Annotated in this window: 13 protein-coding genes; 5 read left to right on the top strand and 8 right to left on the bottom strand. The window is 52.4% G+C overall.

Annotation, left to right across the window (positions count from 1 at the left end; all coding sequences use genetic code 11):
• Window positions 1-136: 136 nt before the first annotated feature.
• Together EKM91_RS05700 and EKM91_RS05695 are read right to left on the bottom strand one after the other, a co-directional pair.
• Window positions 137-1,324, bottom strand: a complete 1,188-nt coding sequence (locus EKM91_RS05700) for an SAM-dependent methyltransferase (RefSeq protein ID WP_125751099.1) — start codon at window positions 1,322-1,324, stop codon at window positions 137-139.
• Window positions 1,325-1,427: 103 nt separating this feature from the next.
• Complete coding sequence (locus EKM91_RS05695) at window positions 1,428-2,627, bottom strand: MBL fold metallo-hydrolase (RefSeq protein ID WP_125751096.1); 1,200 nt, start codon at window positions 2,625-2,627, stop codon at window positions 1,428-1,430.
• A gap of 175 nt (window positions 2,628-2,802) precedes the next feature.
• On the opposite strand from EKM91_RS05695, the gene EKM91_RS05690 reads away from it, so the two are divergent.
• Window positions 2,803-3,366, top strand: coding sequence for a GNAT family N-acetyltransferase (locus EKM91_RS05690; protein ID WP_125751093.1), 564 nt, complete (start codon window positions 2,803-2,805; stop codon window positions 3,364-3,366).
• 52 nt (window positions 3,367-3,418) lie between these two features.
• Here EKM91_RS05690 and EKM91_RS05685 read toward each other — a convergent pair whose 3' ends face one another.
• Window positions 3,419-3,937 carry an LURP-one-related/scramblase family protein gene (locus EKM91_RS05685; RefSeq protein ID WP_125751090.1) on the bottom strand — a complete coding sequence of 173 codons (519 nt, stop codon included), beginning with the start codon at window positions 3,935-3,937 and terminating at the stop codon, window positions 3,419-3,421.
• A gap of 27 nt (window positions 3,938-3,964) precedes the next feature.
• A complete protein-coding gene (locus EKM91_RS05680) occupies window positions 3,965-4,849 on the bottom strand; it encodes a Cof-type HAD-IIB family hydrolase (protein WP_125751087.1) in 885 nt (294 codons plus the stop codon).
• A gap of 108 nt (window positions 4,850-4,957) precedes the next feature.
• Here EKM91_RS05680 and EKM91_RS05675 point away from each other — a divergent pair, with 108 nt between their 5' ends.
• From EKM91_RS05675 to tsaE, 3 genes are all read left to right on the top strand, one after another.
• Window positions 4,958-5,641, top strand: coding sequence for a uracil-DNA glycosylase (locus tag EKM91_RS05675; protein ID WP_125751084.1), 684 nt, complete (start codon window positions 4,958-4,960; stop codon window positions 5,639-5,641).
• Between the two features lie 62 nt (window positions 5,642-5,703).
• Window positions 5,704-6,675: a phosphate acetyltransferase gene (gene pta, locus EKM91_RS05670; RefSeq protein WP_125751081.1), complete on the top strand. Its 972-nt coding sequence runs from the start codon at window positions 5,704-5,706 to the stop codon at window positions 6,673-6,675.
• Window positions 6,676-6,813: 138 nt separating this feature from the next.
• Window positions 6,814-7,269, top strand: coding sequence for a tRNA (adenosine(37)-N6)-threonylcarbamoyltransferase complex ATPase subunit type 1 TsaE (tsaE, locus tag EKM91_RS05665; protein WP_125751121.1), 456 nt, complete (start codon window positions 6,814-6,816; stop codon window positions 7,267-7,269).
• 77 nt (window positions 7,270-7,346) lie between these two features.
• On the opposite strand, the gene EKM91_RS05660 is transcribed toward tsaE, so the two are convergent.
• The 4 genes from EKM91_RS05660 to EKM91_RS05645 all read right to left on the bottom strand — a co-directional run bounded on the left by EKM91_RS05660 (window position 7,347) and on the right by EKM91_RS05645 (window position 10,693).
• On the bottom strand, window positions 7,347-8,006 hold the full coding sequence (locus tag EKM91_RS05660; RefSeq protein ID WP_125751078.1) for a matrixin family metalloprotease: 660 nt from the start codon (window positions 8,004-8,006) through the stop codon (window positions 7,347-7,349).
• Between the two features lie 97 nt (window positions 8,007-8,103).
• On the bottom strand, window positions 8,104-9,303 hold the full coding sequence (locus EKM91_RS05655; protein ID WP_125751075.1) for an MFS transporter: 1,200 nt from the start codon (window positions 9,301-9,303) through the stop codon (window positions 8,104-8,106).
• A gap of 87 nt (window positions 9,304-9,390) precedes the next feature.
• On the bottom strand, window positions 9,391-9,924 hold the full coding sequence (locus EKM91_RS05650; protein WP_125751072.1) for a 3'-5' exonuclease: 534 nt from the start codon (window positions 9,922-9,924) through the stop codon (window positions 9,391-9,393).
• Between the two features lies 1 nt (window position 9,925).
• The gene (locus EKM91_RS05645; protein ID WP_125751069.1) at window positions 9,926-10,693 is read right to left on the bottom strand and encodes an exodeoxyribonuclease III; all 768 of its coding nucleotides are present in this window, start codon (window positions 10,691-10,693) and stop codon (window positions 9,926-9,928) included.
• Between the two features lie 97 nt (window positions 10,694-10,790).
• Here EKM91_RS05645 and murB point away from each other — a divergent pair, with 97 nt between their 5' ends.
• On the top strand, window positions 10,791-11,687 hold the full coding sequence (gene murB, locus EKM91_RS05640) for a UDP-N-acetylmuramate dehydrogenase (protein ID WP_338015982.1): 897 nt from the start codon (window positions 10,791-10,793) through the stop codon (window positions 11,685-11,687).
• Window positions 11,688-11,690 lie beyond the last annotated feature (3 nt).

The raw sequence follows: 11,690 nt of genomic DNA, 5'->3' as shown, positions 1-11,690 counted from the left end.
GATTTCATTTTACAAGGACTCAGGCTACGAGTCTTTTCTATTTGGCTAATTTGTTGCACTTACAGTGTAAATCCGTCGCGCAAAAATGGCGCTGCGGCCACTTTTGCAGTGTGCCGCAGCGCCATTTTGCCGGGGATCATTCGTACATATATTCGCGGGTTTGTGGCAAACCGGTGCCAGAAGCGCCTTTGGTTACCAAAAACTGCATGACATCGATATTGCCAGAAGCAAAGCTGGCAGCACAAGCTTGCAGATAAAGGTCCCACATCCGCGCAAACTCGCCACCCATCAACTTGATCACGTCTTCGCGCACATTATTGAAGTTATTGTCCCACAGTTCAGTGGTCCGTTGGTAGTGGCGGCGCAGCGGTTCCAGATCAGAGATCTGTAAACCGGCGTTGATGATGTGATCGACGTTTTCGCTTAAACCGGGGACATAACCGCCTGGGAAAATGTACTTTTGCAGCCAGGCGTTATTAGCGCCGCCTTGTTGGCGCGTGATCCCATGGATCAAAGCCGAACCGCCTTGTTTCATCAACTTAGCGACGTCATTGAAGTACAGGCCTAAGTTTTCTTGACCGACGTGTTCAAACATGCCCACACTGGTGACATAATCGAATGGTTCGTGGTCCAATTCGCGATAGTCGCGTAACAGCACTTGGGCATGGTCTTGCAAGCCAAGCGCATCGATGCGATCTTGGACAAATTTGGCTTGTTCTTCAGACAGCGTAATGCCAACCACATCAAGATGATATTCTTGAGCGGCGGTCAGCATCAGCGTGCCCCAGCCGCAGCCGATATCCAAGAAGGTCCGGCCGGGTTGGGGATTCAGCTTGCGCAAGATGTGTTCGACTTTGTTTTTCTGTGCAGTTTCCAGATCGTCGTGCCAATCATCGAAATAAGCACAGGAATAAGTCATGGTCTTATCCAGCCACAAGCGATAAAAATCATTACCGATATCATAATGCGAGTGGATATCGGCCTTGGACTTATGCTCGGAGTGAGACTGTTTTGGAATAAAGCGCATCAGCTTCTTATTGCGCATGAAGCTGCCGGCACTTTCATAAGCAGCGGTCAAAAGGGTCTCTAATGGCCGATGGTGCATTTGGCTGGTGACGTCGATGTCGCCTTTTTGATAGGCTTCACCGAGTGCCAAAGATGCGTTTTTGGCGATGGTGCGGATCGGGATCTCCTTATGAAAAGCGATCGTGATCTCTGCAGGGCCATCTCCGTATGTCTGCTCCGTATGGTCCCAGTATTGAACCTTGACTGGGATATTGAAGGAGTGGGCGAACATCTCGTCGTAGAATTTCTTGGTTAACATGATTGCCTCCTCGTGGGTATTACCCTATTACTTTACGCCTTTTTCCTAAGAAAAGGAAAGTAAAATGCACGGATCAGTGCCGACTTTTCTGTAAAAAATCGGCTCACATACCAGGCTCGTCGCCGTTTTCTTCGGCATCAACCGTATAATAAAGCTCCTTTTCAGGAAGCAAGACGGCGGCTTTGGTGTGCGCATCCAACGCGGCGGCGGCACGATCAGGCGCTAAACAATGCCAAGGCACGACAATGTCTGGGGCGACCATTTGGCACAAGCGGATGACATCCGGTGCCGTGGCATGACTGGCGACTGCAAAAGTCCGGACCAGCGGCTGCAATTTGGCGCATAACGGCGGGAAAACGGCAGCCGTTTCGGTGGTTACATGACAATAAAGGTCCACGGGCAAGTCAGCTAGCGCACCCACTGTGGCTGGGGTGGTGGCGACGACATACCGGTTTGGCTGCGCGCGCAATTGGGCCAAGCGGATCGGGCCATCCGGCGTGATGTGCGCGACTTGCGCCAGCAGCTGCGCGGTGGCTGGCGGCCAAGCAACTTGCCGGTGATGGCGATGCGCGGTTGTTTGCAATGCCGCCAAGCGCTGCCAGTTGCGCTGGTCGCAATCGACTGCCACCAACTGCGAGCTGGCGGCTAAGCAATCTGCTATCGCCGCTTGTAAGTCCGCTTCATTCAAAAGCGTTGGCGCGGCACCAGCTGGCGGCATCTCGTTGGCAAAAGCGGTGCAATCAAGAAAAAGCATTTTGACATGCCGTTTTTTCACCGCCTGGCACCACTTGGCCACTGCGGTTTGGTGCGCGTCGTTTAAGCGCACATCGCCAGAAGTCAGATAAGCGTGGTCGCCGTCATCGATCAAAACGGCCATGGCCCCAGGTTCGTCATGATCTGAGGCAAAACCAGTCACGCTTAAGTCGCCGATGGCCAAGGGGATCGTTAACGGCAAGGGATGCACATTGGCCAGCGGCTTTTGTTGGCCTAAAGCGACTAAAGCGGCATATAAGCGCATGCTGGCAGGCGATAAGTAAATGGGCACGGCTTTTTGCAAATAGCGCAAAGCGTCCATGTGGCCATGATGCCAATGGGTGATGACGATCGCTTCATCGGTAAATGCGTCGGCAGTATCGGCAAACAGCTCCGGTAAATTTGGAAGCGGGTTTGCGGCGCTGCCGCCAGCAGCAGGTGCTGTGGTGGCGAGGCCAAAATCTGTGATCACCCGGCTGGTCGCCGTGGCGATTTCGACAATGTTGCCGCCGAGCGTATTTAAACCGTTTAAGAATCTAACGCTAGTCAATGTGTGTCCTCCTTGATGGTAACGGCTTAGCTTAACACGCGAGCGATCAGTAAACAATCATGCCAGGATCGTGGTCAACAATCGTTAAAGAGATGCTATACTAGAAGTTGCCGCGGGTGAATGGAGGGAGTTATCGCCGCCGCGGCTGATCCATTGATCTGGCGATAACACGTTCATGATCCGACCAGCAGTTCCAACTGATGCGCAGGCAGTGGTGCCTTTGATCGACATTGTTTTTGAAGAGATGGAGATCCCAGCGCTGATGAAATTACCTAAAACGACCTTGTATCCCGTTTTTGAGCAGGCCTTTTTGCTCAAGGATTATCGGTATGGGTTTGCGCAGACGTTTGTCCATGAGCAAAATGGCCGCGTAGATGGCATCTTAGTGGGCTATCCGCATGGCCAAGAAGCGCATATCGACGATGCCTTTGCGCCGTTATTGCCGAAAATCGGGATCGCCCAAGACGCCGCGTTATTCCCGGATACGGAAACCTATTCTGGTGAGTGGTATGTCGATACCTTAGCCGTTGCCGATGAAGCGCGCGGTCATGGGATCGGCACCGCGTTGTTAACCGGGGTCGAACCCTTGTTGAAAGCACGTGGGGAACACTTATTGAGCTTGAATGTGGATCAAGTGAATCCACGGGCAGAAAAACTATACCGCCGCGTCGGTTATCAAAAGCATGGCGAGTTGATGATCGGCAGTCACCGTTATAATCACATGCTCAAAGCGCTATAAGCCAGTCAAAAAGGTGCCGCTGACAAACCCGTCAGCGACACCTTTTTGATGGTTACATCCCAAAACTCATCCCGACATTGTCATGGCGCACCAAGGGGTTGGCGTTGTGGACTTGCCGCCAACGGTCGAGGATCGCGGCGATCAGCAACCCAGCGGCGACGTTATTCGGGTCATCGATTTCAAGTTTAAACACGGTATTGGAAGCTGTGCCGGCTTCAGCAATAGTCGTGATGGATTTGACCCCGTGGTATATATGGTATTGGTTCGCCAATAAATTGCCGATGATCATCCAATTGAGGTCTGAAACAAAAATAAATTCACGCCACACGCCAGCCATTTTTTTGATCGAACCCACGCGCTGGCGGGCCACATAAAGGTCATAACGCGGAAAGATCCCGACGGTTTTTTGCCGGATCTCTCCCAGTTCTTGGCCGCCGATCGTGTGCAAATTGAATCCGTCATTAGCCAGACCATGGCGGCCGTTAAGAATGTACACGGGCTTAAAGTCACCATCTTTGACGACGCTCATCCCGGTGTCTTTTAATGATTGTGCATCTACATAAAACAGCACCCGTGAAACCTCCTTAAGCGAATCGGATCACTCGGCTTTTTCCGCGGCGTTTAAAGCGATCGCCTTATCGATGGCCATCCCGACGCCGTCTTTGGTGTTGATCGCCGTGGTCCATTGCGCCAAGGCTTTGATCTTTGGCAAGGCATTGCCCATGGCAACCCCGTATTTGGCCATGGTGATCATCGATTCATCATTCAAATTATCCCCGATGGCCATACAGTTTTCTAAGGTCAGCCCTTTTTTGGCGGCATACGCGTTTAAGGCCAACCCTTTTTGGGCTTTGCGCGAGTTGATCTCAATGTTATTGACCGCACTTGAGGTAATGATCAGCTCACCGCTTTTTGCCAGCACTTGCTGCGGCTCTGCGAGGGCTTTTTGGCCTTGCTGCGAAAAGGCGATCACTTTCATCACTTCGACGTCTTTTTGGGCGACCAGCGCGTTATAGTCATCGACATAGTTGATTTCCATCAACTCTAAGCGCGCAGCCGCCAATGCAACCGCGATTTTGTAGCTGGTATCAGGGTTGAGCCGCACCAGGACATCGGCCACATTTTGGATCCGACGGACGCGGCTGTCGGAGTAAATGCCTTGGTTGGTCACTAATTCAAAATATAGCCCGCGGGCTTGTAAGGTCTCAAGCGTCAAGGCGACCATCGCTTCAGGCAAGGGTTCATCAACGGTCAACTGGCCGTCGGTATCAAATACCCGCGCCCCATTCAAGGTGATAAAGGCGGTTTTTAGCCCGTGTGCTTGCACCAGCGGCTGGGCTTCGCTTAAGCCGCGGCCAGTGGCCACCATGAACTCGATGCCGGCTTGTTGTGCGCGGCGAATGGCGGCTGCATTGCCATCAGAGATCTGCATTTTGTCATTGAGCAATGTCCCGTCCATGTCTGATGCGATCAACTTGATCATGTCATGCCTCCTTGGCGTGTGCGTGTTTGCCGTGTCTGCCTACAGTTTACCATGTTTGGGCTAGAGCACAAAGGTGGGGCAGTGTAGAATAAAGAGGGAGGGACGAGCATGAAAACGATAATCCATAATGATTGGCAAACGGTGCTTGAACCGGTGTTCACCAGCCCGGAATACGCCCAATTACACCAATTTTTGAAACAAGAATATCAAACCCAAACGATTTATCCGGAAATGCATCATATTTTCCAGGCCTTTGAGTGGACGCCTTTTGCCAAAACCAAAGTCGTGATCTTAGGCCAAGATCCGTATCATGGGCCGAATCAAGCCGTTGGGGCCAGTTTTGCCGTCGCCCCAGGGGTGCCTTTGCCGCCATCTTTGCAAAATATCTACAAGGAACTGCAAGCCGATGTCGGCTGTTTGCCAGTGACGCATGGGTATTTGAAAGCTTGGGCGCAACAAGGCGTCTTATTGCTCAACGCCGTTTTGACCGTGCGCGCTGGACAGGCATATTCACACCAAAATCACGGCTGGGAGCAATTGACGGATGCCGCGATCGCCGCTTTGTCTGCGCGCGGGCAGGTGGTGTTTATTTTGTGGGGTGCGGCGGCGCGGGCCAAAGCGCGGGTGATCGATACCCAAAAAAATGTCATCATCCAGTCCCCGCATCCGAGTCCGCTGAGTGCTTATCGAGGTTTTTTTGGCAGTAAACCGTTTTCAAAAACCAACGCGGCTCTAAGGGCGATGGGCGAATCACCGATAAATTGGCAACTTCCTAGTACACTTAAGGACTAGTCAAACCGGCATAAAAGGGCTATCATTAACACAGTAAAACGCTTTTATGGAGGGACACTATCGTGGATTTATTTGAGAGTTTGAGCAACAAGATCGCTGGTAAAGGTTTGCGCATCGTTTTCCCAGAAGGTACAGATCCTCGGATCATCGGGGCTGCTGTACGCCTGGCAGCTGACGGCGAGATCAAGCCGTTATTGCTGGGGGATGCGACTGAGATCGCTAAAGTCGCGGCTGAAAAAGGCTTCGACATCACTAAAGTTACCGTCCGCGACCCAAAGACGGATGCGTTCCACGATGAAATGGCAAAAGCCTTCGTCGAACGCCGTAAGGGCAAGGCCACCCCGGAACAAGCAGACGAAATGGTCAAAGACCCGAATTACTTCGGGACGATGCTGGTTTACATGGGCAAAGCAGACGGCATGGTTTCCGGTGCGGTGCATTCAACGGCTGACACCGTGCGCCCGGCTTTACAAATCGTCAAGACCCGGCCGGATGCGACTCGGATCTCTGGTGCGTTTATTATGCAGCGCGGCCGCGACGAACGGTATCTGTTCGCTGACAACGCCATCAACATTGATCCTAACGCCCAAGAATTAGCTGAAATCGCGGTAGAATCTGCGCGTACGGCGAAGCTGTTTGATATCGACCCTAAAGTGGCCATGTTAAGCTTTTCCACCAAGGGTTCTGCCAAGGCCCCGCAAGTCGACAAAGTGGTTGAAGCAACGAAGATCGCCCATGACTTGAAGCCTGAGCTCGCATTAGATGGCGAATTACAATTTGATGCGGCTTTTGTCCCAACTGTCGCCAAGCTCAAGGCACCAGATTCTCAGGTAGCCGGGCAAGCGAATGTCTTCATCTTCCCAGATCTGCAAGCCGGCAATATTGGCTACAAAATCGCGCAACGCTTCGGCGGGTTTGAAGCCATCGGCCCGATCTTGCAAGGCTTGAATGCGCCAGTCGCTGATTTATCTCGCGGCTGCAACGAAGAAGACGTCTACAAGCTGGCCATCATTACGGCAGCTCAAGCGCTATAATTGCGGCACAACAAGCAAGCCACTGCATGCAGTGGCTTTTTGTGTGCTTGGATGCGATAATCAAGTCAAATCAGCAATGAGGAGCGGCAGGTCTAGATGGGATATCCCCTTGAAAAAAGGGTCCTGCCAAATGATAGCATGGATTTTGCAAGTGAAGAGGCATTGCAGCAATGGGCCAAAGCCACCGTTGCGCCGAAGTTGCAAGCCGGAGATGTCTTGTTATTAGACGGTGATCTAGGCGCCGGCAAGACGAGCTTGACGAAGGGGTTAGCGGCGGGATTAGGCATTGCCGGGCCGATCAAATCGCCAACGTTTACGATCGTGCGCGAATATACCGATGGCCGCTTGCCGCTTTACCATATGGATATTTATCGGCTGGAAAATGGCGGCGCAGAAGACTTAGGCTTGGAAGAGTATTTTGAAGGTGACGGCGTTTGCGTGGTCGAGTGGCCGGAATTTTTAGGCGTCTGTTTGCCAGCAGATTATGTGTTGATCCAAATCGAAAAAGACGACAACGATGACGACTTGCGGCATCTTAAAGTGTCTGGTCAAGGCAAGCGGGCGCAAGCCTTAGCAGCCGCGCTACAAGCATAAGCAGCAAGCAAAAGCACTAAGGCGCAGACTTGAGTCTGCGCCTTAGTGCTTTTGACGAAACGTTAGTGGCGCACTAGTTAATGCTGCGCGGCAGGATAAATCGCGCGCAACCCGGCTAAATCAGCTGCCGATAGGGTCGTGACGCCTTGATCGACGGGATACATCACCGAAGTCACCGCCGTGCTGTGATCAAGGCCCAAGGCATGGCCAAGTTCATGCATCGCAACTGATAACGACAGTTCAGAAGCATAAGTCAAATTGAGCTGGGCACTGCCGTGATTCACCGTCGTGGTGGTCAAGCCATAGCGGCGGATGATCTGCGGGCCGCCATGACCAAGTTCAAAGGTGCCATTATTCGTTGCCATTTGCTTGTGGTACACGCCAAATGTCACCATGTTTTGCGTCGCACCGCCGGCACCAGCCGTGAGGGTGACGATCCCGGTGTGGTTATAAGCGGCGACGGCTTGTTTAAACAGTGCTTGCTCGCGGGCGGGAACGCCATTGTCAAAGTGATAAGCATAAGTGTTAGCTAATGGCATTCCTGAGACGATGCTTTCCGTGGGCGTGGCCGGGGTATTGGAAGCGCTGGCAGCACTAGACGAAGACGTACTTGATTGACTGGCTGAGGTCGTCGTTGGCGTCGCGGGGGTAGGCAGTTGCGGCAAAATCGTGTCGCGCCAGGTCCAAAGTCCCATGATAATGATCCCCAAACCTAACAGTCGGGATAACCAACGCATTTAAACCGCCTCCTTATTCCAGTAAAATAACATACCCCGATTGATCAAGGCGAGTCACCGGCGTGTTCTTAAGCATTCGCTAACTTTTGCGGCCGGCTTAGCGCGCCAATTCGCGGTGAAACCGCCAATAAACCAAGGCAACCAGCGGCAAGGTCAGCATCAATAGCGGATAAAACCATTGGAATGGGACGCTGCCATACAGCAGCCCCCCGATCAGCGGGCCTAAGACCATTCCCAGATCCATGCCGATGTAAAACGTGCTGTTGGCTAATCCTTGTTCATTCAACGGGGCAACGATCAAAGCCGTTGCTTGGCAAACCGAATACATCACCCCATAGCCGCCAGCCAAACCGGCTGCAGCCAGCAGCAACCACCAATTATTCGTCATCAAAGTCAGCCCCAGCATCCCAACGAGGCTGCTGATCACCCCTGCCAAAAGAAACAGGCGAAAAGGCAGCCGATCGAAGTAATCCTTCAAAGCCACGCGCAAGCCCAATAAGATCAAGGCGTAAATCAAAAAGAAGCTGCCAACGGCCACGTGCAAATGCCGGGCCGCCACATATTCCACTAAGTAAGATTGCGTGGTGAAATAAGGGATCGACAACAGCATGACGATCAATGCCACAGGAACCACTTGCGGCTGCACCAAACGCAATTTTTTTTCGGGGTTTGCCGGCGCTGATCGGCGTTTGGGCTGGCCATGGTCGGCAATGAATTGGATCACCACGACTAAGATGGCGCTAAATGCGGCGGCACATAAAAAGGCCCAGCGGTAGCTGAAAGTCTGATACATCCAAATGCCTAACGCCGGGGCGACTGCCATGCCTAATGCATTCATCATGCCAAAAAAGCCCATCCCGGTGCCGATGCGGTCTCGCGGCAATAGTCCTGAAAGCCAAGTCGACATACAAACCGAACATAAGGCAAACCCTAAGCCATGCACGATGCGGATCAAGGCGATCAGCCAGACATTGGCGGCAAAGGCGTAGCCCAACCCGGCGATCAACAAAAGGCACCCGCCGCTTAGTGCCAGGCGAAACTTTGAAACCCGGTCGGTCAGCTGTCCTGCAAACGGGCGAAAAACCAGTGAGGTCAGGTTCATGATGGCGGCAATACTGCCGGCAAGCATCGCACTGGCGCCGATGCTATGGGCAAAGCCCACGATCAAGGGGTTGATCAGCATGGTGCTGGACATGTAGCAAAAACTCCCGAGCAGGATCAAGAGGGTGTCTTTGTTGAACAATTTTTTTGTGGTAGGCACTAATTTCAGCTTCTTTCTATAAGCGCTAGCCACCATTGTACCACGAGCTGGCGCACTTGCCGCTTGTGGGCAGGCCAAAAAAATGCGCTGATCGGCACGATCAGCGCATGGGTGACTGGGACTTTATGCCGCTTTGAGCCAAGCATTCAAGCGGTCAACGCCAAAGCGTTGCGCTTGACCCAGCAAGATCCGAGCACATGCATAGCTGTCTTCTAAGGCATTATGGTGATGCTCCAGCGGGATCTGCATGGCGGCACTGACGGTATTGAGTTGATAATTGGCCAGTCCCGGCATCAATGCCCGCGAAGTTTTCAACGTATCGATCACTTGATAATGCGGTGCCAACAAGCCGTAGCGTTCCAGGCTGCGGCGCAGCACGGAAACGTCAAAAGTCGCATTGTGCGCACAAACGATCCGGTTTTCAGTGAAAAAGTGCTGAATATGCGGCCAGATATCAGGAAACTTCGGGGCGCCTTGGACCATTTGCGGGGTGATGCCGTGGACTTGAATGTTGCGGCGGGCAAATTCTACTTCCGGGTCGATCAACGAATAGAAACTGTCGACAATGCGGCTGTTTTCAACCACGACCAGCGCGATCGAACAAGCTGAGGCCCGTTTGGCATTGGCGGTTTCATAATCCATCGCAATAAAATCCATGTTAATCTCCTATTAAATCTTTGGTGACCAGTTCCACAGGACAATGGTCGCTGCCGGTGATCTCGGTGTGGATCTTAGCATCTTCGATGACATCAATGAAATTATTTGACGCCACAAAATAATCGATCCGCCAACCGGCGTTGCGGCTGCGTGCCCCAAAGCGATAACTCCACCAAGAATAAATGTCGGTTTGATCCGGATAAAAATGGCGGAACGTGTCGACAAAGCCTGCATCCAGCTGCCGGGTAAAGTCTTGGCGCTCTTCATCGGTAAAGCCGGCATTGTGATGATTAGACGTGGGGTTTTTCAAGTCGATCGGCTGATGCGCGACGTTGAGGTCGCCGCAATAAACCACCGGCTTTTGGGCGGCTAATTCAGTGGTATAAGCTTGAAACGCTTGATCAAAGCGCTGCCGATAGTCCAGCCGCTTAAGCTCACTGCCGGAATTAGGGGTGTACACAGTGATCAAGAAAAACCGTGGGTACTCAAGCGTGATCACGCGGCCTTCATCGTCAAATTCAGGGATGCCGATCCCATAAGTCACCTGCTCAGGCTGATGTTTAGTGAAAATGGCCGTCCCAGAATAACCTTTGCGCTGAGCATAGTTGAAGTATTGATAATACCCTGGCGTATCGACTGTGGCCTGGCCGGCTTGCATTTTGGTTTCTTGCAAACAAAACCAATCTGCGTCGAGGGTTTTGAAGGTCGCATCGAAGTCTTTTTTTAACACGGCTCGCAAGCCGTTAACGTTCCAAGAAATGAGTTTCACATTGATCACTCCAATCTTCTCTAGTGTACAAGAGAAAACCGTCTGCGACAATTATGTTAAAATATATCCGAGTTCAATTCAGAGAGGATTTGATGATGTGGCAGCCAGTGTGTCTGCACTAAATGGGATTCAATTGTTGCATAATGAACCATTAGCCAACTATACCTTTACCAAGACTGGCGGGCCTGCAGATCTGCTGGCATTTCCTAAAACCGTCGGCGAGCTACAGATGCTTTTGGCGCACGCACGCCAACAAACCTTGCCATTGACGATCATTGGCAATGCGTCAAATTTGATCGTCAAAGACGGCGGGATCCGCGGGCTGGTGATCATTTTGACGGCGATGAGCACCATTACCGCCACTGCTGATACCGTCACCGCCGAAGCCGGCGCCCGGTTGATCGACACTAGTGAAGCCGCTTATCAAGCCGGCTTGAGCGGGCTGGAGTTTGCCGCTGGCATCCCAGGGTCCGTTGGCGGGGCGGTATTCATGAATGCCGGCGCGTATGGCGGTGAGGTGCAAGATTGTCTGTCAGAAGCGACGGTGATCACCCGCAACGGTGAGTTAAAGACGTATGACAATGCGGCTATGGCGTTTGCGTATCGCCATTCGCTGGTTCAAGAGACTCAAGATGTGGTGATCCGCGCGACATTTGCGTTAAAGCCAGGCGATCAGCCGACGATCCGCGAAACCATGGATCACCTCAACGCCTTGCGCGCCGCCAAGCAGCCTTTAGAATACCCGTCATGCGGATCTGTGTTTAAGCGGCCAGTGGGCCATTTTGTCGGCCCCTTGATTCAAAAAGCGGGCTTGCAAGGCACCGTGATCGGCGGGGCGCAGATCTCCACCAAGCATGCGGGGTTCATCGTGAATATCGGCGGGGCGACTGCCACCGATTATTTGGACATGATCCATTTGGTGCAAAAAGAAGTTGCGGCCCAATTTCACGTCCAATTAGAACCTGAAGTCCGCATCATCGGCGAAGATCGATAAGGA

The organism is Lacticaseibacillus baoqingensis, assembly GCF_003946165.1.
In the GTDB taxonomy this organism is placed as follows: domain Bacteria; phylum Bacillota; class Bacilli; order Lactobacillales; family Lactobacillaceae; genus Lacticaseibacillus; species Lacticaseibacillus baoqingensis.
This window is presented reverse-complemented; position numbering and strand designations above follow the sequence as displayed.

What these genes read in the sequence shown, in the direction of transcription:
- EKM91_RS05690 (WP_125751093.1), top strand. Translation starts at nt 2,803, where the DNA reads ATGATCCGACCAGCAGTTCCAACTGATGCGCAGGCAGTGGTGCCTTTG.
- EKM91_RS05680 (WP_125751087.1), bottom strand. Translation starts at nt 4,849, where the DNA reads ATGATCAAGTTGATCGCATCAGACATGGACGGGACATTGCTCAATGAC.
- EKM91_RS05650 (WP_125751072.1), bottom strand. Translation starts at nt 9,924, where the DNA reads ATGGATTTTATTGCGATGGATTATGAAACCGCCAATGCCAAACGGGCC.
- EKM91_RS05700 (WP_125751099.1), bottom strand. Translation starts at nt 1,324, where the DNA reads ATGTTAACCAAGAAATTCTACGACGAGATGTTCGCCCACTCCTTCAAT.
- tsaE (WP_125751121.1), top strand. Translation starts at nt 6,814, where the DNA reads ATGGATTTTGCAAGTGAAGAGGCATTGCAGCAATGGGCCAAAGCCACC.
- EKM91_RS05655 (WP_125751075.1), bottom strand. Translation starts at nt 9,303, where the DNA reads ATGGTGGCTAGCGCTTATAGAAAGAAGCTGAAATTAGTGCCTACCACA.
- EKM91_RS05660 (WP_125751078.1), bottom strand. Translation starts at nt 8,006, where the DNA reads ATGCGTTGGTTATCCCGACTGTTAGGTTTGGGGATCATTATCATGGGA.
- EKM91_RS05675 (WP_125751084.1), top strand. Translation starts at nt 4,958, where the DNA reads ATGAAAACGATAATCCATAATGATTGGCAAACGGTGCTTGAACCGGTG.